The organism is Geothrix sp. (assembly GCF_030219325.1).
GTDB lineage: Bacteria > Acidobacteriota > Holophagae > Holophagales > Holophagaceae > Geothrix.
The window spans coordinates 2212917-2235726 of the sequence record NZ_CP126625.1 but is presented as its reverse complement, the minus strand read 5'-3'; the positions used below and the strand labels follow the sequence as shown (position 1 = coordinate 2235726).

17 protein-coding genes are annotated in these 22810 nt (G+C 66.8%); 6 read left to right on the top strand and 11 right to left on the bottom strand.

Annotated features, from left to right (window positions below; all coding sequences use genetic code 11):
• Window positions 1–57 precede the first annotated feature (57 nt).
• The 4 genes from QOZ81_RS10065 to QOZ81_RS10050 all read right to left on the bottom strand — a co-directional run bounded on the left by QOZ81_RS10065 (window position 58) and on the right by QOZ81_RS10050 (window position 4209).
• The gene (locus QOZ81_RS10065) at window positions 58–303 is read right to left on the bottom strand and encodes a 4a-hydroxytetrahydrobiopterin dehydratase (RefSeq protein ID WP_291207363.1); all 246 of its coding nucleotides are present in this window, start codon (window positions 301–303) and stop codon (window positions 58–60) included.
• Window positions 300–1880: an aromatic amino acid hydroxylase gene (locus QOZ81_RS10060; RefSeq protein WP_291207366.1), complete on the bottom strand. Its 1581-nt coding sequence runs from the start codon at window positions 1878–1880 to the stop codon at window positions 300–302. Before QOZ81_RS10060 ends, QOZ81_RS10065 begins: the two co-directional genes overlap by 4 nt.
• Window positions 1881–1970: 90 nt before the next feature.
• Window positions 1971–2738: a response regulator transcription factor gene (locus QOZ81_RS10055; protein WP_291207369.1), complete on the bottom strand. Its 768-nt coding sequence runs from the start codon at window positions 2736–2738 to the stop codon at window positions 1971–1973.
• Between the two features lie 76 nt (window positions 2739–2814).
• Complete coding sequence (locus tag QOZ81_RS10050; protein ID WP_291207372.1) at window positions 2815–4209, bottom strand: NAD(P)-binding domain-containing protein; 1395 nt, start codon at window positions 4207–4209, stop codon at window positions 2815–2817.
• Window positions 4210–4710: 501 nt separating this feature from the next.
• Here QOZ81_RS10050 and QOZ81_RS10045 point away from each other — a divergent pair.
• The 5 genes from QOZ81_RS10045 (at window position 4711) to QOZ81_RS10025 (ending at window position 12391) form a co-directional block, all read left to right on the top strand.
• Window positions 4711–5145, top strand: a complete 435-nt coding sequence (locus QOZ81_RS10045) for a hypothetical protein (RefSeq protein WP_291207375.1) — start codon at window positions 4711–4713, stop codon at window positions 5143–5145.
• 117 nt (window positions 5146–5262) lie between these two features.
• A complete protein-coding gene (locus tag QOZ81_RS10040) occupies window positions 5263–7251 on the top strand; it encodes a hypothetical protein (RefSeq protein WP_291207378.1) in 1989 nt (662 codons plus the stop codon).
• Window positions 7252–7430: 179 nt separating this feature from the next.
• Window positions 7431–8561, top strand: coding sequence for a sensor histidine kinase (locus tag QOZ81_RS10035; protein WP_291207381.1), 1131 nt, complete (start codon window positions 7431–7433; stop codon window positions 8559–8561).
• Window positions 8562–8601: 40 nt separating this feature from the next.
• Window positions 8602–9957, top strand: coding sequence for a sigma-54-dependent transcriptional regulator (locus tag QOZ81_RS10030; RefSeq protein ID WP_291207384.1), 1356 nt, complete (start codon window positions 8602–8604; stop codon window positions 9955–9957).
• A gap of 154 nt (window positions 9958–10111) precedes the next feature.
• A complete protein-coding gene (locus QOZ81_RS10025) occupies window positions 10112–12391 on the top strand; it encodes a PKD domain-containing protein (protein WP_291207387.1) in 2280 nt (759 codons plus the stop codon).
• 49 nt (window positions 12392–12440) lie between these two features.
• Here the strand turns inward: QOZ81_RS10025 and QOZ81_RS10020 are convergent, their stop codons facing one another.
• The 7 genes from QOZ81_RS10020 to asnB all read right to left on the bottom strand — a co-directional run bounded on the left by QOZ81_RS10020 (window position 12441) and on the right by asnB (window position 21015).
• Window positions 12441–13490, bottom strand: a complete 1050-nt coding sequence (locus QOZ81_RS10020; protein ID WP_291207390.1) for a polysaccharide biosynthesis protein — start codon at window positions 13488–13490, stop codon at window positions 12441–12443.
• A gap of 112 nt (window positions 13491–13602) precedes the next feature.
• Complete coding sequence (wecB, locus tag QOZ81_RS10015; protein ID WP_291207395.1) at window positions 13603–14730, bottom strand: non-hydrolyzing UDP-N-acetylglucosamine 2-epimerase; 1128 nt, start codon at window positions 14728–14730, stop codon at window positions 13603–13605.
• Window positions 14727–15854 carry a polysaccharide biosynthesis C-terminal domain-containing protein gene (locus tag QOZ81_RS10010; RefSeq protein ID WP_366082939.1) on the bottom strand — a complete coding sequence of 376 codons (1128 nt, stop codon included), beginning with the start codon at window positions 15852–15854 and terminating at the stop codon, window positions 14727–14729. Before QOZ81_RS10010 ends, wecB begins: the two co-directional genes overlap by 4 nt.
• Window positions 15855–15919: 65 nt before the next feature.
• Complete coding sequence (locus QOZ81_RS10005; RefSeq protein ID WP_291207400.1) at window positions 15920–16429, bottom strand: CatB-related O-acetyltransferase; 510 nt, start codon at window positions 16427–16429, stop codon at window positions 15920–15922.
• Complete coding sequence (locus QOZ81_RS10000; RefSeq protein ID WP_291207403.1) at window positions 16429–17622, bottom strand: glycosyltransferase; 1194 nt, start codon at window positions 17620–17622, stop codon at window positions 16429–16431. The genes QOZ81_RS10005 and QOZ81_RS10000 overlap by 1 nt, the downstream gene beginning before the upstream one ends.
• Before the next feature lie 140 nt (window positions 17623–17762).
• A complete protein-coding gene (locus QOZ81_RS09995; protein ID WP_291207406.1) occupies window positions 17763–18980 on the bottom strand; it encodes a hypothetical protein in 1218 nt (405 codons plus the stop codon).
• Between the two features lie 73 nt (window positions 18981–19053).
• Window positions 19054–21015 carry an asparagine synthase (glutamine-hydrolyzing) gene (gene asnB / locus QOZ81_RS09990; protein ID WP_291207409.1) on the bottom strand — a complete coding sequence of 654 codons (1962 nt, stop codon included), beginning with the start codon at window positions 21013–21015 and terminating at the stop codon, window positions 19054–19056.
• Window positions 21016–21312: 297 nt separating this feature from the next.
• Here asnB and QOZ81_RS09985 point away from each other — a divergent pair, with 297 nt between their 5' ends.
• Entirely contained in the window at window positions 21313–22809 is a 1497-nt protein-coding gene (locus QOZ81_RS09985) for an oligosaccharide flippase family protein (protein ID WP_291207412.1), read from the top strand.
• The last annotated feature ends 1 nt before the right edge of the window (window position 22810 follow it).

The window sequence follows — 22810 nt, the reverse complement described above, 5'->3', positions numbered from 1 at the left end:
GGACACTCCAGAATACCGGACCCGGCAGTGAATGAACAGGTCGGAATTCTGCAAATGTTATAGATCAAATGGTTTAACTGCATGATCAATGGCGTCGGCCAGCCGGTGATCCAGCTCTGTGATGCCGCCCGCGTCATGGGTGGTGAGGGTGATCCGCACATAGCCCCAGCCGAAGGCGAGATCCGGGTGGTGGTTCAGCGCCTCGGCCGGGCCCACGATGGCGCTCACCAGGTTGTAGGCCGTCAGGAAATCCGGGGTCTTGAAGGTCCGCACCAGGGTGCCGTTCTCCTCGCGCCAGCTCATCGCCTCGCCTCCAGTTCGGCCAGCTCCGCCTGCAGCAGCCACTCGTCGGGGTGTTCCGCAGCGCGGCCGGCCAGGCGGCGGAGCCGCTCGTCTTCGATCCGGCCACCCTCGCGCAGGGATCGCGCCTCGAGGTAGAGTGCCGCCAGATCCGCGGGCAGGGCCTGGGCCTTGCGGTCCCGGGCCTGGGCTTCGGCCTCCCCCTCGGCCAGGGCGGAGGGATCGCCGAACCAGGCATCCCAGGCCCCGGGATCGGCCGGTCCGCCCGCCACCGAGGGCAGGCTCCCGCTCAGGAAGAGCAGGGCCCAGCTGGGCAGGTCCAGGGGGCGGCCGTCCTGGTGCCCCCGCAGGTTGATCACCTCGTGCTCGCCCACCCGGAAGCCCGTGAGGAAGAGCCCCGAGGGCAGGTCCAGACTGAAGGCCCCGCGGCGGGGCAGCAGCCCGCTGCCGAAGGCCACCAGGGCCTCGCCGGGCCAGGGCCGCTGGCCAGCCTGGCCGTGGCGGGAGAGCTGGACCGGGCCCTCGATGCGGGCCAGGGCCGTGGCGAGGCCAGGCGCCAGCTCGCCCCGGGCGGGGATCCGCGCCACCACCTTGCCGGTGAGCTCCAGGCCGTCATCCAGCACCAGGTGGTTCACGGTGCGGGCGCGCAGGGCCTCCTCCAGGCCGTGGTCGCCGCCCCGCCGCCAGCCGAGCGTCGCCTCGAAGGCCTCCAGCACCTCGAAGAGGTGGTCGAAGTCCCGCGCCACGAAGAGCTGGGGCTGCATGCGCGTGATGTCGTATTCCGTGTCGGCGCAGACCAGGCAGAGGGGCACCTTCTTCACCGCCGGGGTGAGGCAGTGGGCCGCCTCGCCCAGGCTGCTGAGCAGGCCCGCGCCGTAGAGCTTGGGATCGTCCAGGCTGCCCACCAGGCCGTACTCGGCGGTCCACCAGTAGAGGCGGCTAGCCTTGGTGCTCTCGCTCACGTAGCGGCGGCTGGCCCCGGCGGCGTGGAGGCGCTCCTGGGCCAGGCGCACTTCCTCCTCACTGGCGGCGGGGTCCTCCTTCACCACGCTGAGGTTGCGGATGGCCTCGTACACCGCCTGGTCCTCCACCGAGGCGATGGCCCGGAAGCCCACCTCGCCGCAGCGCTTCAGGTACGACGCGTAGCGCTGGTCAGCCAGGATCGGCGCGTGGCCCGCGCTCTCGTGGACGATGTCGGGGGCGGGCGTGTACTCGATGTGCTCGTGGCTGCGGATGTCCGCGGCGATGGCCAGCACCCCCAGGGACTGCAGCTCCGTGAACACGGCGGGGGGGATGAAGCCCCGCACGCCCACGGCGGACCAGCCCATGGCCTCCAGCTTCCCGTTCATCTCGTCCAGGCTGGGGATGCGCTCCAGGCCGATGCCCGTGGCCGCCAGGCCCGACAGGTAGCTGGCATGGGCCGTATCCCTCAGGCGGTCCGCCAGCCGGTGCAGGATGTGCCGCCACACCGCGTGGTCCCTCGGCGTGTAGGCCCCATGGTCCTGGTCCACCACGAAGCGGCGCAGGTGGGCGGGCAGGCGGTCGATGGCGCGCCGGGTCGGGGATGGGGCAGGGAGCATGGCGGCCTCGGGGATCATTAGACTCTAATTTTGCGACAATGATCCATCAAGCCGGATGACCCGGGACGCAGGAATCCTTGCGCCGGTATTTCAGCCGGAGATGTAGCCCGCGCCCCAGGCGGTCTTGACATAGAAGGGATGGTCAGGATCGTCTTCGATCTTGTCGCGGAGCTTGCAGACAAACACATCCAGCGCCCGCGCGTTGGCCTGGTGCGCCGGCCCCCAGACCTCCTGGGCCAGCTTCTCCCGGGACATGACCTGGCCGGGATGGCGGAGGAGGGCCGCAAGCAGGGCGAATTCACGCGGTGACAGGTTGGCGTCCACGCCGCGCTTGTAAGCCTTCTGGGATCGAGGGTCGAGGCGCAGGTCACCCGCCACGATGGGTTCCGTCGAGGGCGCCTGAAGCGCCGATCGCCGCAGGACGGCCCGGATGCGTGCCACCAGCTCGCCGGGATTGAAGGGCTTCACCAGGTAGTCATCGGCCCCCAGCGTGAGGCCGGTGATCTTGTCTGAGGGATCGGCCCGGGCCGTGAGCATGAGGATGGCCGTGTCGGCCCGCTTCTTCCGCATGGCCTGACAGACCTGAAAACCATCGAGGCCGGGCAGGCCGATGTCCAGGATCACCACATCGGGAGCGGGACCCTGGTCGAAGAGGCCCAGCGCCTGTTCACCGCTTTCGGCCTCGACGACCAGGAAGCCCGCTTTCAGCAGGGTCGCCCGGATGGAGACCCGCGCCAGCGGCTCGTCTTCGACCACGAGGACCAGGGTGGCCTCGGCTTCCGGGGGTGTCCCTGGTTCGGACTGGGACGCGGCCGGCACCTTCTTCGGGGGGAGCGAACGGGGTTCAGGGGGGCACATTTGTCCTACAGTGTACCCGTTGTCCCAATACGGTCGGGCCCCCTGTCTTCATAATTTGCCCGCGATTTGGCCCGACTCACAGGCCCAGCAGGTCCTTAAGTCGGGCCAAGGCGGTGCGCCCCACGTCCAGCTCGACATCCCCCCCCACACGCGCCTTGGCACCCCCCCCAAACGTGGGCCGCAGTTCCAGGACGGCCTCGGGCCGCAGCAGGACATGCCGCTTGCTCCGCAGGAACATCACGTGGTGGAAGGTCGACTCGACCTCGTCGAGGCTGGTCCAGAAGGTCCTGTAGCGCCTTCCCTCCGACCAGGCCCAGACCTGGCCGTGGATCAACTCGAAGTGACTGCTCCGGTTCAGGTCGAGGGTCACGGGAGCCCCGTCTTCCAGGGCGTCGAACCGGTTGGCGGAGAGGACCTGGGGCGGTTTCAGCTTGGCGGGCTCGGCCTTCCGGGCGGTCTTGGCGGACGACGGGGCGGACTTCGGCTCCGGGGAGGGAAGCGGCTCCTCTGACTGGATCACTGTGCGGGGCGGGGGAGGATGCAGCGGTTTTGGACGGGGCGGGGAAGGCGGCGTCGCCCGGGTCAGGGCCGGAGGCTCTTCGCCTCCGGTCTCCAGGTGGAAGGTCCGGGTCAGTTCGGCAAGGTCCTGCTCACCCCAGCCCCGGGCGCTGGCGGCCTGCAGACGCGCGTGGAGGAGATCGACCGGCGGGATGTCGGCTCCCAGGTCCTTGCAGGCTTGTGCCAGCAGCTCGCTGGCGGCCAGGTCGAGGGTCTGGTCCTCCGGATCGAAGGACGGCCGGGCCGGAATGCTCCCGTAGCCATCCATCACGTGGGACCTGAAGATGGCCGTGTTCAGCAGGCGCAGGTAGTCCGCGGGAGGCAACCCGGCCTTAGTGGCATAGGGGAGGATTTCCGACGCGGCGAGTTCCATGGCCATCGTGAGCAGGTTCCCCCCCAGCTTCAGGGCATGGGCGAGGGCGGGATTGGGCCCGACCCGGGTATAGCCCTGCCCCAGCGCCTCGAAAATGGGCCGGCAGCGGTTCACCTGAGGCTCGGGTCCCCCGGCCAGGATCCAGAGGTGGCGGGTGGCAGCCGTGTCCGGCCGGCCGAAGACCGGAGCCGCCAGGTAGCCCTGGTCCGCCTGGGCATGGGCGGTGGCGAGGGCAGCGGAGACCTCGATTCCCATGCTGCCCATGCAAATGTGGATCGCTCTGGCGGGCAGGTGGCGAAGGAGGCCGGTCTGGCCCTGGGCGACCTCGTTCATGGCCGCATCATCGGACAGCATGGTGATGGCCACTTCCGCGTTCCTCACGGCCTCGGCCACGGTGGTGGCGACTTCCGCCCCCAGGGCCGCCAGGGTTTCGGCCCGGCCGGGCGTCCGGTTGTAGACCGTGACGGTGTGCTCCCGCCCCAGGAGGTTGCGGGCCATGGGAAGGCCCATGCGCCCCAGACCCAGGAATGCGATGCGCACATGACCTCCGGGCATCTATCTCCCAAGATACCTTTGAATCTGCATTCGTGAGCCGTCCGGTGAGGTCCGGGGCCCTGGGGTGGTCGGAAGGGCACCCGGGCTCGGAATCGATTTTTCCGAGTTTTGAGGATCTCCAGGGTGGCTTGCGGGACGTACTGGCCCATCTTGTCACAAGGAACGCTCGATAGGTGTACCAGAACAGGATGTAACATGGAAAAAAAAGTCAATCATGGGAGCCGTTTCGCTGATTGATCCAGAAGAAGGGGTGGGGGAGTGAACTTGCACCAACGAACCATGGAGATCCCGATGGGCAAATCCGATGACTCGCGCGCCTGGGGGCGGATCCGAATCGTGAAGAAGGCCCAAGTTCTTTCCAAGGGCCTGGCGACCTCATCTGTCCTGGTCCTCAACATCGGTCTCGGAGGGCTTCTCCTGCAGGCCTCTCCGGCGCTTTCGGTGGGAAGCCAATGCAAACTGGCGATACCTCCCGAGGGGGAAGCCATGGGGGAGAGGATCCTCGTCGAAGGGACGGTCATCCGGAGTGATGCCCATGGAACGGCGGTCCGGTTCGCCCGCGAGTTGGAGGGACGCACCCTCGAGGCCCTCGCCAGGCAGGTGGACGCGATGCCCGGGGGCTCGTTCGCAAGGTCCTATCTCGACTATTTCAAGGTCAGCCAGAACAGGAATTTCGAAGGCAGTGAGACCCTGCTGGGCGTGAGCTCCAGGGTGTTCCGCACGGTCTTCCTGGCCTCCTTCTCGGTCTGCATCCCCCTGTCCATCGTTCCCGTCTGGTTGATCAAGAACGACATCTCCTTCCTCCCGGACTGGCTGAAGATCATCCTCTCCTTCGGCTACGCCGCGATCTGGTTCGCCATCATCCAACCCTTCGGTGACCTGCTGGTGATCAGGATGCTCAGGAAACGAGCACCCCAGTGAGGCCCTGGCCTTGATCACCAGCCAGAGCCGGTGGCCTGGCCTGTGGGGGAGTTCGTCGTACCACCCGTGAAGGTTTGAATCCCGGGTCGCTGGAATGGGAATGTCCAGGAAGGTGCCATGCATGTAGGCAGCATCCAATTCCGAGTGCTGGGCCTGATCGCGGTCGGGACCATCTGCTCCCTGATCGCCTGCAGCGGTGGATCGGGCGGAAGCCCGACCCCACAAGGAGCCGTTCCCCCTCCGGTCATCGTGGCGCCGGCGGCAGTGGCCATCGGGAGCAGCAACCTCACGGCCACGGTCACCAACCAGCAGCCGAACGCGACCTATACCTGGACGATCAGCGGCGGAACCATCCAGGGGCCTTCCACAGGGGTTCCGGTATCGTTCACGGCGGCGCAGGCGGGGGCGCTGACGCTCACGTGCAAGGCGACCCTGGACAGCCAGAGCGCGAGCGCGACGGCCCAGGTGCAGGTGCAGAGCGCCCTGCCGAGGACCCCGCAGATCACCGCGCCCGTCAGCGCCAGCACGGGGGCGGCCAATCTGGGGGCCAGCGTGGCCCAACCTGAGGGCGACACGAGCTACCAGTGGACCATCACCGGCGGGGCGATCATCTCCGGGGCCAATGCTGCCTCCATGACCTTCAGTGCCGGGGCGGTGGGCACCCTGACGCTGTCCTGCACGGCGGCCAACAGCGTGGGGAGCAGCGTGGGCCAGGCCCAGGTGCAGGTGGTTCCGGTGGCGCCGGCCACGCCGGTGATCACGGCGCCGAGCCAGGTGACGGCGCAGTCGGGCCAGAACGTGGCGAGCATTCCGGCGCAGGCGGGATGCTCCTACGCCTGGACGCTCTCGGGGGGAACGATCAGTTCGGGGCAGGGGACGACCAGCGTGGTGTTCACGGCGGGAGGCACCGGTACGATGGTGCTGCTGTGCGCGGTGACCAACAGCGCCTCGGTGAGCGCCACGGCCCAGCAGAGCATCACGGTGCTGCCGGCGGGGCAGGCGGCGGGCTACTACGGTTCCCGGATCAATGCGGACGACCTCGCGAACCAGATCGTGGGCTGGAACACGGCGGTGGACAGCTGCAACAAGGCGGCAAGCTGCCGGCTGAGGGCGGAGCACACGGGAAAGCTGACGGCGATCCGGCCCAAGTTCATCTGGAGCGATGTGAAATCCGGCTATGCGGCGGGGAACGGAGGGACGATCCGAATCCAGATCCAGACGGACGACGGGACCAGCAACCACTTCCCATCAGGAGTGACCCTGGCCTCGCTGGTGTATGACCAGCCGATCACGGCGGGGAACCATTTCCCGCTGCTGACCTTCTCGACCCCGGCGAGCCTGGTGGCGGGGCAGCTCTACCACATCGTCTACACGAACGTGGCGGCGGACCCGACGGTGAACTGGGTCTCCCTGGACCACCTCTACATGTGGGACGGGAACAGTCCCGTGCAGCCGACGGTGTCGAACACCGACATGGCGATGCTGGAGCGGAACTGCAGCGGGGCCTGGGTGCTGTTCAACCGGGGAACGGGCAGCTGGACGCCGACCATCGAGCTGGATTACGAGGATGGATTCTCCCAGGGACAGGGCTACATCCAGGGCTACGGTCAGACGACGGCCTCCGGCTGGGTGAACCCGAAGCTGATATCCGGGGCGAAGGGCGTGCGCGAGACGTTCACCGTGTCGGGGACCAGCCGGACGGTGACGACGGTATCGGTGCGGGTGAATCGGCTCAGCGGAAGCAGCCCGCTGACGGTGCGGGTGGAGAAGGCGGATGGGACGCTGGTGGGGCAGGGGACGGTGGTGGTGGCGCAGGGGGCGGTGAGCTCCTCGCACAACGGATCGTCCTGGGCGAAGGTGGCGTTCGTGACGGCGCTGACGCTGCAGGCGGGACAGCGGTACCACCTGGTGTTGAGCTCGCCGTCGGACACGGTGCACACGGCGCATGCCCTGGAGAAGGGGAGCAGCTGCGGATACAAGCCGACGACGTATTTCGCGGATGGATATGCGGAATTCAACAGCGGAAGCGGATGGGTGGGATGGGACGAGTGGGGCCTCGCCAACCGCACCGACAACGACCTCCAGTTCTATTTCGAGACGCAGTGACGTCCTGGCCTGAACCGCGCTGACACGGGAGTTCCATGAGTGAGTGAGGGGATCCACCGAAGCCGTTCGCACCCACAGCAGGCGCCACCTGCCGGCCCGTCGAGGGCCGGATCCGACCCCGGTCGGCCGCGAGTGGCGGGTGATCCGGGCCATGAAGCCGATTCCCAGGGGGGTTACCCATGAGTGCCAACGGTGGTCCACTTCCGGGCCAGGCGCGGCCCGACATCTCACCCCGGCATGGGTTCACGGAATCCCATACCGAGAACATGCTGCGGGACTCCCTCCTCATCGCCGCGGCTCTTGCGGGCGGGCCGGCGGCCCTGATCATGCAGGATGAGTCGGGCACCTGGTATCGGGACAGCTGCGGGCTCACCACCGAGCAGGCGGCCTCCCTGGAGCCGGCCCTGTCCCGGGGCTCCGGCTTCGATCCAGAGGCCCGTGGGCATGGAGCGCAAGGACTGCAGCTCGCCGCGGCCCTGCCCCTGGTGGACGACTGCCGCCGCGCCCTCGGCACCCTGTGCGTGCTGTCCCAGGGGCCGCCCAGCTTGTCCGAGGACCAGCGGGAGGCGTTGAGGCTTGTGGCCGAGCACGTTCAGACCATCGTGACCATGGACCGCCAGAGGTCCGAGTCGCGGGCCACGCTCCGCGCTCCCGCAGCGGCCTCCTTCGTGCCCGGGCTCGTGCATGAGCTCGGCAGCTTCATCTTTGGCATCTCGGCCAGCCTGGATGCCCTCGAGGCGAGGTACACGGGGCTGGAGGACGTGGGCCGATACGCAGCCAACATCAGGAAGGGCCTGGATCGGATGGGTACCTTCATCGTGGAGCTGAAGGAGTACGGGTACCCCCAACGGCTCTCCTGGACGGTCCTGGATCTGGAGCCGCTCCTGCGGGAGGCCGTCGAGCGGAACGCTCCGCTGGCGGCGAAGCAGGGCATTGATCTCCAGTTCCATTCGGAAGGGGCCCTGCCCAGGATCCAGGCGGATGGCGAGGGCCTCCAGGCCGCGCTCATCCGCCTGATCGACCTGATCCTCCAGCAGGAGCAGCCCGGTGGACGCGTGGTGCTCAACCTGGCAGCGGCTCACCAGGGGAACCGGGGCCTGATTGCGGGCAACCTGGACTTCCCGGGCACGAAGATGAAACAGGTCGACCCGGCCCGCATCTTCGAGCCCTTCTACTACCGCATGTCCGGCTTGGGCAGGCTCACGCTGCCCGGGGCGAGGCGAATCTTCGAATCCCATGGCGGCTCGCTCACGGCCGGCCCCGGCCCGGAGGGGGGCATGAGGATCAGCTTCATGTTGCCATCGGAATAGTCCTATTCTTTGCAAGCAACCAGATGGTTTTGAGGGCCCCATGGCGAAAGCGAAAATCCTGGTCGTCGACGATGATGAGATCATCGTTTTTGCGATCCGCGATTACCTGGAGCTCCTGGGGTTCACCGTCGACGAGGCGGAGACCTGCGCCGAGGCCGAGATCCGGTACCGCGCCGACGTGTACGATGCCGTGACCCTGGACTACTCCCTTCCCGACGGGAATGCCCTCGAGCTGCTCCCGAGGCTGAAGGCCATTGATTCGCGGGTGCCCATCATCCTGCTGACGGGCCATGCCAGCATCGAACTCGCGGTACGGGCCATCCAGCTGGGGGCCGAGCAGTTCCTGGTGAAGCCGCTGGACCTTCCGGCCCTCCTGCTGGTCATCGAGCGGGCACTCGAGAACCAGCAGAATCGCAGGAAGCAGCTGGCCCGCGAGTCCGTGAACCAGCCCCAGCGGGCGGTGGATCCGTTCATCGGCCAGAGCCTCGCCATCCACCGCCTGGAGGAGCAGTGCCGCCTCGCCGCCGCGACCGAGAGCCCCATCCTCATCCAGGGCGAAACGGGCACGGGGAAGAGCGAGCTGGCCCGTTGGCTGCACCGGAACGGCTCCCGGGCCTCCGAGCCGATGCTCGAGCTCAATTGCGGGGGCTTCAGCAAGGAGTTCCTGGAGACCGAGCTGTTCGGGCACGAGAAGGGCGCGTTTACCGGCGCCTCGAGCGACAAGGTCGGCCTGCTTGAGGCGGCCCACCGCGGCACGGTCTTCCTGGATGAGATCGGGGATATGGACCTGCAGATCCAGCCGAAAGTCCTCAAGGCGCTGGAAGAGAAACGGTTCCGCCGCCTGGGGGGAGTCCATGACCGCAAGGTGGACTTCCGCCTGATTGCCGCCACCCACCAGAAACTGGATCAACTTGTCCAGGAGCAGCGGTTCCGATCCGACCTCTTCTACCGCATCAGCGCCATCCAGATCTTCGTCCCCTCGCTGCGCGAGCGGGCCGAGGACCTCCTCACCTTCAGCCAGGTCCTCCTCAACCGCCTGACCAGCGACTGCGGCCGCGAATCGATGCACCTCTCCCAGGGCGCCCTGATGAAACTCAGGCAGCATCACTGGCCGGGGAACATCCGTGAGCTGCGCAATGTGCTGGAAAGGGCCCTGATGGGTGCCAAGTCCTCCATTGTGGAGGCGCAGGACCTGGATTTCGCCTCTAGTCCGGGCGGTCCGAAGCCGGGGGGGGCGGCCAACCTGACCCTGAAAGAGCTGGAAAGGGACTACATCCTCCAGGTCCTGAACGAAGAGGGCGGCCATGTGGACCGGACCGCCAAGCGGCTCGACATCCCCCGGAGCACCCTCTACCAGAAGCTCAAGACTTATGGGACCGCGCCGTCCAGATTCTAGAATCTGGATCCAGGGTTCAGAAACGGTCGACCCCCAGGCCCCTCCGGAGGCCGGATCGGCATTTGTTAATGCTCGTAACATGTTGTTTAACCTGTTGTGATCTGATCGCTTTCCAGTGGTACCCCCGTTGCCTCAGTCAGCTGCGGAGGACCCAATGCGAATCGGAAACTTCATCAACACACTTCAGGGATTGGCCATTGCCGGACTGCTCATTCAAGGAGCTTGTGGGGGGGGCGGCACCAAGGGGTCGGGCAGCACCTCCACGCCGCCGGCCGCGACCGTGAACGTGAGCCTGACCGGGGCTCCCGCCGACGCCATCTGTGGGGACCCTCTCTCCGTGACGGCCCAGGTCAGCGGCACCACCAACCCCGCCGTCACCTGGCTGGTGGACGGCATCCAGAACGGCAATCCCGATGTCGGCACCATCAGCGGGAGCGGAAACACCGTGACCTACACGGCCCCTGGGACCGAGGGCACCCATCTGCTGGCCGCCACCAGCGTCACGGATACCACCAAGACCGCCACCGCACCCATCCGCATCCATCACCAGACGCTTCAGACACCCACCATCAATGCCCCGGCCACGGCCCTCGCCGGCGCCACGGGGCTTTCAGCCTGTGCCACGAACCCCCAATCCTTCGCGACCTATGCCTGGAGCATCAGCGGAGGCACCATCCAGGGCCCGACCACCGGAACCTCGGTGTCGTTCTCGGCCGGCCAGGCCGGAACGCTGGCCCTCACCTGCCGGGCCACCTCGGGCACCCAGACTTTGAGCAGTACCGCTCATGTCCAGGTCCAGGGCACCCTTCCAGCGGTTCCCCTGATCACCGCCCCCACCAGTGCCACCGTGGGCGCGACCAATCTGGTGGCCAGCGTGACCCAGCCCGAGGGCAGCACCAGCTACAGCTGGACCATCGTCGATGGCACGATCACCGCGGGAGCGAGTTCCACTTCGGTGACCTTCACTGCGGGATCTGCTGGAACCCTGACCCTGACTTGCATGGCAACCAACAGCGTCGGCAACAGCAGCAGTCAAGCTCAGGTCCAGGTGGTCGCCTCGGCTCCGGCGACTCCCGTCATCACGGCCCCTTCCCAGGTCAATGCCCAGTCCACCAGCAACCTCGCCAGCATCCCGGCGCAGTCCAACTGCACCTATGCCTGGACGATCACGGGCGGCACCATCAGTGCTGGCCAGGGAACCACCAACCTTGCCTTCACGGCGGGCGGTGCGGGCACCCTGCTGCTGGGCTGCACCGTCACCAACAGCTCCTCCATCAGCGCCTCCGCCCAGAAAAGCATTGCTGTCCTCACGGTCCCGGCCCAGACCGCCGGGTTCTACGGATCCGGCTTGAATGCGGATGACCTGGGAAATCAGGTCATCGGCTGGAACAGCTCCGTGGATACCGTCAACCGGAAGGCCAGCATCCGCGTGCGCGCAACGCACAGCGGGACCCTGACATCGATTCGCCCCAAGTTCATCTGGAGCACCGTCAAGGGCGGCTACGGCGCGGGCACCGGCGGCAACATCGTGATCCAGATCCAGACGGACGATGGTTCCAGCAACCACCTCCCCTCTGGCACCGTGCTCGCCTCCCTTCAGTACAATCAGCCGATCACCATTGGCAACTACTTCCCCCTGCTGACCTTCTCCAATCCGGCGAACCTCACTGCCGGTCAGCTCTACCACGTCGTCTTCACCAACGTGGACGCGGATCCCACGGTCAACTACATCTCCCTTGATCATCTCTTCATGTGGAATGCCTGCACATCCACCCAGCCCCTGGTGTCGAACACAGACCTGGGCCTGCTTGAGACCAACACGGCTGGCGCATGGGTCGCCTTCGTCCGAGGATCGACGCACAGCTACTCTCCCACCATCCAGTTGACCTACGGAGATGGTGCCTCTCAGGGACAGGGCTACATCCAGGGTTTTGGCCAGACCAGCACCAGCGGATGGGTGAACCCCAAGCCGATCTCAGGGACGCAGTCCGTGCGTGAGACCTTCACCGTCTCCGGCGTCGATCGCACCGTGACAGCCATCAACGTGCGGGCCAACCGGATCAGCGGATCCAGCCCCCTCACCGTCACGATCGAGAAGTCGGATGGGACCCTGGTCGGCCAGGGCACCGTGCTGGTCCCGCTGGGTGGCGCCGGCAGCACTTCCGCCAACGAAGCGTGGGTCTCGGTCAAATTCGGAACGCCCCTGACCCTTCAGGCAGGTGTGGGCTATCACCTCGTGCTCAGCTCTCCCGCGGATACGGTCCACACGACCCATGCCCTCGAGAAGGGAAACGTCTACGGCTTCCCGGCCACCACCTACTTTGCCGATGGCTACGCCCAGTTCAACAGCGGAACCGGATGGCTGGGCTGGGATCTGTTTGCCGTGGCCAATCGTACGGACTGTGATCTCCAGTTCTACTTCGTGACGCAGTGACAGGCCGGCTTCCGGGGGGGAGTGGGGCCTGAATGGGGGAGGGGCGGGGTCACCCGCCCTTTTCCCTGTCTGGGATCTGCTGCACGGCTTCCCGGACGCAATCCAGGGTCAGCAGCAGCTCCTTGATCCTGGGCAGGTCGAGCCGCTCAGTGTTGTCGGAGTTGTACTCGTCGAAGCGGAACGTGGCCGGGTTCCCGTCGGTGAAGTACTTGTCGTAGTTGAGATCGCGGGAGTCGGCGGGGACCCGGAAGTAGTTCCCGAGATCCTCGGCCCGGGCCGACTCCTCCTTCGACATCAGGGATTCGTACCGCTTCTCGCCGTGCCGGCTGCCGATGACCTGGATGGGGGCATCGACGCCCAGCAGGTTGCAGATGGCCTTGGCCAGGTCGCCGATGGTGGCGGCCGGGGACTTCCGGATGAAGGTGTCGCCGTTGTGTCCGTTCTCGAAGGCGAACTCCACCAGCTCGACCGCCACGTCCAGGTGCATCAGGAAGCGGGTCATGGCCGGGTCCGTGACCGTGATGGGCTTGCCGGTCCGGATCTGGTCCAGGAAGAGGGGAATCACCGACCCGCGGGAGGCCATGACGTTGCCGTAGCGCGTGACGACGATCGTGGTCCTGGCCTCGTCCAGGTTGCGGGATTCGGAAACGACCACCTTCTCCATGAGTGCCTTGGAGATGCCCATGGCGTTGATGGGGTAGACCGCCTTGTCGGTGCTGAGGCAGACCACCTTCCGCACGCCCTCCTGGATGCAGGCGGTCAGCATGTTGTGGGTGCCCAGCACGTTGGTGAGCACGGACTCCACCGGATAGAACTCGCAGGAGGGGACCTGTTTCAGGGCGGCGGCATGGAACACGTAGTCCACGCCCCGCAGGGCGGAGGCGATGCTGCGTGGATTCCGCACGTCCCCGATGTAGTACTTGATTCGGCCATCGCGGTACTCGTGCCGCATGTCGTCCTGCTTCTTCTCGTCGCGGCTGAAGATGCGGATCTCCCCGATGTCGGAGCACAGGTACCTGCGGAGGACTGCATTGCCGAAGGAGCCGGTGCCACCGGATATCAGGAGCTTCTTCTTGGAAAGGTCGGCAAGGAGCGCCATGGTTGACCTCATCGATCTTGGTTCGCCTTCGTGGGCCGGGCCCGCCTGGGCCGGTGGCGCTGGTGGTTCGCGGGACGGTGGTGGATGGGGCCTTTCAATGGGCGGTACCGGCTCAGGGGCGGCGCCATACGACGCGGTTGACGAAGTCGGTGTAGCTCAGGATCAACCTGGAGACGGTCTGGCTCACGTTCGGGGCCACGTAGTCCCGGACGATGCAGGTCCGGCGCCCCTCAGGGGTCCCGCCTTCCAGCATGGCCAGCCCCTGCTCGACCCGCTCCCAGCCCAGCCCGGTCATCATCACCGCCCCCTCCTCCATGCCCTCGGGGCGCTCGTGGGCCTCGCGGATGTTCAGGGCCGGGAAGTCGAGGATGGAGGACTCCTCGGTGATGGTGCCGCTGTCCGACAGCACGGCGGCGGCGGAGGTCTGGAGCTTGATGTAGTCCAGGAAGCCGAGGGGCTTCAGGAGCTCCACAAGCGGGTCGAGGGTGAGCCCGAGTGCGTCCAGCCGCGCCCGGGTGCGGGGATGGGTGGAGACGATGATCCGCCGGCCTCGGCTGGCGGCGAGCTGGTTCAGGGTGCCCACCAGGAGGCGGAGGTTGGACTCGGCGTCCACGTTCTCCTCCCGGTGGCAGCTCACCACGTAGTACTCCCCGGGCACGAGGCCCAGGCGGGACAGCACGGTGGAGGCCTCGATGCGGGGCATGGCGTGGTGGAGCACCTCGTACATGGGGCTGCCGGTCTGGATGATCCGGTCCGTGGGGAGGCCTTCCCTCAGCAGGTTCTCGCGGGCCAGCCGGCTGTAGGGGAGGTTGATGTCGCTGGTGTGGTCCACGATCTTCCGGTTGGTCTCCTCGGGCACCCGCTGGTCGAAGCACCGGTTGCCGGCCTCCATGTGGAAGATGGGGATCTTGCGTCGCTTGGCGGCGATGACTGCCAGGCAGCTGTTGGTGTCTCCGAGTACCAGCAGCGCGTCGGGCTTGAATTCGGCGAGCACCTGATCGATGCGGGTGATGATGTTCCCGATGGTCTCCGCCAGGGAGCCGGCCACGGCGTCCAGGAAGTAGTCAGGCTTGCGCAGCTCCAGGTCCTCGAAGAAGACCTGGTTCAACTCGAAGTCATAGTTCTGGCCCGTGTGGGCGAGCCGGTGCTCGAAATCCTGCTCCAGCCGCGCGATCACCCGCGAGAGCCGTATGATCTCCGGCCGTGTTCCAACCACTGTGAGGACTCGTAGTTTATTCATGATTCCAGGATGACAGGCTCGGAGTAGGTGTCCGGATTGGAGGGATCGAAAATCTCGTGGCTCCAGAACAGGGTCAGCAGATCCCGGCTGCCCACGTTGGTGATCTCGTGCGTGTGCAGGGTCGGGATGTCGATGAAGCAGGGAGCCTCCCCGGACACGGGGAAGACCAAGACCTTCCCATCGAAGAGCCGGCGGATCCGGATCTCCGCCTGGCCTGAGATCACCAGGAAGCGCTCCACCTTGTGCCGGTGGAAATGCCTTCCGCGGGTGATGCCTGGGTGGGTCGTGGAGAGGAAGGCCTGCCCGCCGTGCTGGGTCTTCACCGCCTCGAACAGGCTCCCGCGGGGATCGGTTCGGAGCAGCAGGGGGATCGGAACCTGGGCGGGGTACAGGTAGCTGCGGTAGGTGTTGAAGAATTCCAGCGCCAGGGGATCGGCAAGCGGGGGGATGATCCCGCCCTGGTAGGTCGCATGGATGGCCCGGAGGCGCTCGAGGGCCTCGGAAACGCGCATCGGCGCCCCTTCCAGCCGGACGGTGCCGGAGGCACCGCCATCGGCCAGGAGGCCCTGGAAGGCAAGGGCCGCCCGTTGCGCATGGAAGAGCTCGACCTGGCCGTCCTGGTGGATCTGGGGCTCCCCGCCGGTGGCCAGCTGGTGGCAGAAGGTGGCGAAGCCGCTGTTGTAGAAGGGCCGGCCGCCCTCGCCGAAGAGGTGCGGCAGGATCACGTCCACGTACCGGGAGCCGCGAGCGGCGGCCCACCTCGACAGCCGTGCCGAGGCTTCCCGCTTGGACCGGCCGAAGGCGCTGTCGTTGAAGCTGTGGGTGGAGTTGGCGAAGAGGATGGTCGGCGCCGGGCCGGCCCGGTCCAGGGCGGCGGTCAGGGTGTCGGCCAGGCGGAGGTTGGTCTCGAAGACCTCCTCCTCCGAGCCGCGGTTCATGCCGGCCAGGTGGAGGACGGCATCCACGGAGCCGATGGCCTGGTGAAGCGCCTCCACGGACCGGAAGTCGGCCTCGACCGCCTGCCGTGGTTCGGGGTCCCCGGCAATCTTCATCGAACAGCGCACGTGCCATCCCAGGAAGCCGTCGGCTCCCGTGATCGCGATGCGTGCGTCTTGTCCCGTCACGAGTCCGTCTCCCTTCGGTTGGTTGAAGCTGGGATCCGCAGGCGGCTTCCGCCTGACCATCCTACCTAACCATAGAGGATCCGGTCATGGACCTCGATCTGCTCGGGCGTGAACCGCATCTTGATGAGCTTCGAGGGATTGCCGGCCACGATGGCGTAGGGTGGGACATCCTTCACGACCACGCTCCCGGCGGCCACGATCGCACCCCGTCCGATCCGGAGGGGGGCCAGGAGGATCGCCCCGTGTCCGATCCACACGTCATCCTCGATGATGATCTTGGATCGTTGCGCCTTCCCTGAATCCCACATCGCCTTGCCGAGGATGTCGTAGTTGTGCTCGTCCCGGTTCAGGAACGCGATGCTGGAGGCGATCATGACCTTGTTCCCGATCTCGGTGTCGGCCTGGATCAGGCAATGGCCCCCGATGCCGACCTGGTTTCCCAGGATCACGTGCTTGTGGGGGGCCAGGAAGAGCGTGGTCCACTGGCAGTGGATGCCCCGCCCCTTCTTCACCCAGGGATAGCGGAGCCTGAACAGCAGCAGGTTCCGGATGGCGTTCAAGCCCGACTTGATCATCAAGCCCTCCCCCTGGCGGGACCCCAGGCGCGGATCGTCTGCAGCAGGGGCTCGACCTCGACCTCCCAGTTGTGCCGGGCAAGGAAACCCTCCTTGCCCCGCCTCCCCATGTCGCGGCAAAGGGTCCGGTCGTTCTGGAGCCGGATGATGGCCTCGGCGATGGCCCCAGGATCTTCGAAGTCCACCAGCAACCCGCACTGCTCGGCGTCGAGGATCTTCGCCACTTCCACGGCATAGGAGGGCGCGATGACCGGCAGGCCCAGCGCCAGGTACTCGAAGAGCCGGTTCGGGAGGATGTCGATGCCGAGCCCCCGGCCATACGAGATCATCCCCGCGTCGCAGGAACGGAGGATGTCGGGCATCTCCTGGAGGGGGACCCCCTTCCGGATATCCAGGGCATCCGTCACCCCGAGGTCCCTGGCGATGGGGGCCAGGGTCTGGATGGTGGGATCCGCCGAGGGATCTCCGGCGGCCATCACGACCACGCTGGGGTGGGGGCCCTGCTGTTTCACGAGCCGGAGCGCCTCGAGCACCTTGCCCGTGCCGTAGGCGAGGTGGCCCTTGCCGTGCATGAGGCGGAGCTGCGTCCGTCCCTCGCCGCAGACATCCGCCGTGGGGCCGTTCGCGAACCAGGCCGGGGCGCAGCTGCGGACGACGAGGCGCTTCGCCCGGTCGGGGAAGACCGGGTCGAGGACCGCATCGCTGACACCCATGACCAGGTCGGCCCGCGAACAGGTCCGGGCGATGCCCCTCCGCACGAAATCCCTGATGGGCTGCAGGCGGAAACCGAACAGCCACTTGTCCAGATTGGTCCCGTGGTAGATCTCGTGGATGTCGAAGACGGATCGCGCCCCGTTCCGCCTGGCCAAGTCTACGGAGATGGGCCCCGAATCAGGATCCGGGGAGTAGTAGACATCCACGCCCGGCACGGTGGCGGCCAGCCTGCGGACGCGGAAGCGGGAGACCAGCCGGTCCAGGCGACCCCGGATCGGAGGCGTGAGCAGGAACTCGATGCCATCCCGGTTGTAGTTGTCCTGGTCGAAGAAGGCGTGCCCGGGGCCCACCCAGGTGACCTTGAAGCCCGCGGACTTGAAGGCGTGCGCGATCTTGTTGTTCACGCGCACATCGTCGATGGGGTGGGCCGTGGTGACGATGCAGACGTGGATGGGGACATCCCTTTTCGGCTCACCCATGAGCTTGGGCTCCTGTTCCACGGATGGTGGCGATTCCTGCGACATGTTCTTGGATCATGGCGTTAATTTAGTTTTAAAACGATGATGTGTATAGGAAATTCAAATGAAAAACGCTTTGCCTGAAATCAAGCTTCCGGGCCCTACTCGAAATAGAACTGGAGGTCCGTGTCGCTCTGGTTCGGCAGGCCCCAGAGGTCCCATCCCTGCCACCCCGTTCCGCTGTTGAACTCCGCATGGCCGTCGGCGAAGTAGGTCGTGGACCGGTAGCCGGAGCTGCCGCCCTTCTCGAGGACGTGCGTCGTGTGGGTGGTGTCCGCCGGGGAGCTGAGCACGAGCCGGTAGCCCTGGCCGGCTGCGAGGGGCAGAGGGCCCGGGAAGGCCACCCTGGCCCAGGAGGCGCCGTTGTGGATGGGGCTCACCACGCCCTGCGCGACGATCACGCTCCCCTGGCCCACCAGGGTCCCGTCCACCTTCTCCACCCGCACCGTCAGCGCGCCGGTGCCGCCGATCCGATTCACCCGCACCGACACTGCGGTCACGGTCCGATCGGCGCCGGAGGGGGTGAAGGTCTCCCGGACCCCCTGGGCTCCGGTGATGGGCTTCGGATTCACCCAGGGCGTGGTGACCGTCTGCCCGTAGCCCTGGACGTAGCCCTGTCCCTGGGAGGCTCCGTCTCCGTAGTCCAGCTCGAGGATGGGTGTGTAGCCGTGCCCTCCCCCCCGGTTGTACACGGCCCAGGCCCCGCCACATCCGCGCTCGAGGACAGCCCAGTCCGTGTTGAGAAGGGTGGGCTGCACGGAGGCACCGGCATCCCACAGCAGCAGGTGGTCCAGGGAGACCCAGTTGGCCTTGGGGTCGGCGGCCACGTTGGTGTAGACGAGGTGGTACAGCTGGCCCTCGACCACGCTGGCGGGAGTGGGGAAGGTCAGCAGGGGCCAGTGGTCGCCGGTGGTGACGGGGTGGTCGCACACGAGGGCCGCGAGCGCGGTTCCGGAGGGGAGGTGGTTGGCGCTCCCATCGTCGGTCTGGAGCTGGATCTGGATGGTTCCCCCGTCGCCCATGGCATAGCCCGGTTTGACGGTGCTCCACTGGAAGAAGGGCCGGATGGACCTCAGGGCCCCCGTGTGGCCGGCGCGCCAGCGGTGGCTCACGACGCGGTTGCACGTGTCGTTGGCCGTGTCCCATCCGATGACGATGTTCGCCAGATCGTCCGCGTTGATCCCCGAGCCGTAGAAACTGCGGGAAGCCGAGGCGGAGCCGGTTCCGGCCGCCCCGCCACTCCCGCATCCGACCAGCAGGGACAGGGCCCCGGCCAGGAACAGGTGGAGCAGCCGTGGCCTGTGGATCAAGGGGGGCATGGGGCACCTGATGACACTGCGCAGTGGGAAGGGGAGGACGCCGAAGCGGGGCGGGGTCTGGTTCAGGCCGCGCTCATTCGACCTGGATGTCGAAGGCCTTCATCCATTCGATGAGGTTGAAGATCCGCCAGGCATGGGCCGGCCAGACGCCGGAGGCGTCGAGGGCGTGGGCGGTCTCGCGCCGGATGTGGGTGAGGAAGGGCAGGTCCATGGCCTCCCCCTCTGAGACCACGGCATCCACGTGCCCGCGGATGGCGGACAGCCAGGTCCGGTCAGGCGTCCCGAATCCCACCTTCTCCCGGTCGATGATGAAGTCCGGAACCAGGCCGCGGGCGGCTTCCCGGAGCACGCTCTTGGTGACGCCCCTTCCGGAGATCAGGTGGTCCGACGGCAGGGAGAAGGCGAGTTCGGCCAGCCGGTGGTTGCAGAAGGGCACCCGGCTTTCGATGGAGAAGCGCATGGAATTGCGATCCTCGTAGCGGAGCAGGGCAGGCAGGGAGCCCTCCTGGACCGAGAGCGCCAGTTCCCGCTTGAGGGCGTTGGCCCCCGAGCCCGCGGTCCGTTCCACGCCTGGGAAGCCCCGCTCGAGGAACCAGGACTTCCGCAGCCAGTCCGGGAACAGGGGCTCGCCGGCCAGGGGCCGGATCAGGGGACGCAGGCCGGATGGAAGGAGCCGCGCGAAGGCGAAGGCCAGCATCCGGAAGAAGTACTGCCGCTGATTGCCCGGTGTGTTCCTCAGGACCCCAGCCACCTTCCCGAAGGAGAGCCGGCAGAGGTCTTCGGCGATCCTGGCGCCCAGGTAGGTGTAGTAGCCCCCGAACAACTCGTCTGCGCCCTGGCCGTCCAGCATCACCGTCATGCCCGACTCCCGGGCCAGGCGGAACACCCGGTACTGGGCATACACCGTCGGGCCTCCGAAGGGGAGCTCCTGGGTCCGGATGAGATCGGCCATGTCCCGGGAGAACTCCTGGGGGGTCGGCGCCACCGTGTGCAGGTTCACCTGGGCGGCGGCGGAGGCCACGTCGACGAAGCGCTGCTCGCTGAGGACGGGATCATCGGTGATGAAGGTGAAGCAGTCCACGGGGTGGCCGGGCTCCAGCAGGCCCTTCATCAACATGACAAGGGTTGTCGAATCCAGGCCCCCCGAGAGGCAGGAACCCAGGGGGACGTCGCTCCGCAGGTGCAGGAGCACGCTCTCTTCGAGCCTGCTGCGGACGGCCCGGCTGGCTTCCTCCAGGCTGCAGGCGGCGGTGCGGTCCGGATCCAGGGCCCAGTAGCGTGTCAGATCCAGCGACTTCCCCCCCCGGTTCAGCAGGCCGTAGGATCCGGGCGGCACCTGCCAGATGCCGCGAATCATGGTTTCCGGATGGCCGTCCGAGCTTCCGAGGCGAAGGTAGCGGAACAGCGCCTCGGGGTTGAGCCGCCGCGCCACGTCCGGGTAGCAGAGCAGGCAGCGGATCTCGGAGGCGAACAGGAGCCGGCCGTTCGCGAACGTGTAGTAGAGGGGCTTGATGCCGAAGTGGTCCCGGCCCAGGAGCACGTCGCCCCGCTGGAGGTCCACGAGGCAGAAGGCGAACATGCCCTCCAGCCGGGAGAAGACGCCGCGCCCCCAGGCCTGGTAGCCCGCCAGCAGGACTTCCGTGTCGCCCTGGCTGCGGAAGACGTGGCCCAGGGCCTCCAGCTCGCGACGCAGCTCGATGAAGTTGTAGACCTCGCCGTTGAACACGATCCAGCAGGTCCCGTCTGCGCTGCGCATGGGCTGGTGTCCCGCGGAGCTGAGATCCAGGATCGAGAGACGGCGGAAGCCCAGACAGACGTCAAAGGCGGCCGGGTCGGCCTGACCAATGGAAGGCAGCTGGAGCTCCGGCATGGTGTCGGGTCCGGCGAAGGGGACCGCGGCCCCTCGGCCCGTATTGATGCAGACCCAGCCCTCGTCGTCTGGCCCGCGGTGGCGGATCGAGTCCAGCGCACGGCGCGCCGAACCCAGGTCGAATCCAGGGCCGGCGAGGTTGATTTCACCAAAGATTCCGCACATGAGCGTCCACCGCGAACTGGGAGCGATTTGTCGTAAGGGGCTCAGGTGGGGCGGGCCTGTAAGAAAAGGCATCGATCCCAGCCCATTGTCGATGATTTCACAAAGGATGGTAGCATGAGACGCAGCCTCCGCCATGATGACCCGTAACCAAGTCGCCCTCCTGCGGCTTCGGAATCGGCCTCCCCTCGCCCCGCGGCTATCATCCATTCCGGAATCCCGTCCTCCTGGTACCCATGAAACGCAAGCCACCGAAGGGCCCACTGCCTGGCGCCTGGCCTCCGGGGCCGGAATGGCCCCATGCGTGACATCCTCCTGGCTGCCCTGAAGGTCGCCGCCGCCACTCTGGCCAACCTCCTGGGCTGGATGCTGGCGGTCAAGATCATCTCGGTCCAGCTTGGTGCGGCCGGCGTCGGTCTGTTCGGCATCCTGCGCCAGCTGCTCCAGTACCTGGTGGTGGTGGCCACTTTCGCCGGCCACACGGCCCTGATCCAGGGCATCGCCAGCCGGGTGGACGAGGCCCAACGGCGGTTCGCGGAAAGCGTCCAGACCCTCATGGTCCTGATGGCCGCCGGAGTCGCCCTCGTCCTGATCCTCGGGGCGCCCGTCATTGCCCCCAGCCTGATCCCGCATCCCCAGGCCATCCTGCTCCTGAGGTGGCTCGCGCTGGCGGCCCTCTGCATGGCGGCCCAGACGCTCTACACCAGCGTCCTCACGGCCTACCGGCTCCTGGACCAGCTGGTGATCTCCCAGCTGGTGGGCCCGGTCTGCGCGCTGCTCCTGGTCCTCCCCATGGTAGTCCTCGTGCGGGCCGGTGCCTCTTCGGGATTCGTGCTCATGCTCGGCCTGCCGCCGGCGGCCGTGGCTCTGGCCGCATTCTGGGCCACGCGGAAGGCCGGGCGGCTTCCGGCCTTCCGCACAGCCATCGACGGGAAGGATGCCGCCTACTTCTTCCGGATGTCCTCGGTCCTCCTGATGACGGGACTGCTGAACACCGGGGCCCAGTACTTCATGAACCGCATCGTGGCTGCGCGGATCGGCCTGTCGATGGCCGGCTACTACTGGGTGGCCTGGACCCTCTCCATGGCCTACGTGACGCTGGCCCTGGGCTCGTTCGGGAACTACTACATGCCCAGCCTGAGCCGCCTGCAGGACCCCGAGGACCGTCGGGCGCTCATGCGGTCGTACCTCCAGATGGCGGTGGTGGCGATGCCCGTCCTCGTCTCCCTCGCCATCCTGTTCAAACCGCTGGTGGTGCGGGTCATGTTCTCCGCCTCCCTCCTTCCCGCCCTGAGCGTCATGCGCTGGATGCTCATCGGGGACTTCTTCAAGGGGGTGTCCTGGGTGCTCTCCTTCCCCATGCTGGCCTTCCACGAGCTCCGCTGGTTCTTCTGGACCGAGGTGGCGTTCACGCTGGGGCTGGCCGGATCGGGATGGGCGGTCCTCGCCGCCGGAGGGGGGGTCGAGTGGTTGGGAATCATGTTCCTGGCGCTCTACCTCTGCTATACGGCTGTCATGGTCTACTACGCCTACGTCTCCCACGGATTCGTCATCCGGTCCGGCGAAGCATACAGGATCGCGCTCGGGGCCGGACTGATCCTGGTGCTTTCGGCCATGACCTGGCAGCATCGGGAGCTCCACGGCTGGACGGTCCTGCTTGGGCTGGGGCTGATCGGCCTCTTCTTGGCGTTCTCCCTCCGGAAGGTCGCCTCCTTCCGGGACCTGTTCTCGAAATCGCCGAAACTTGCCGAGGCGCCCGTCCCGCGCCCCACGCCCCCGTCCGAATCCACAGAGTGAC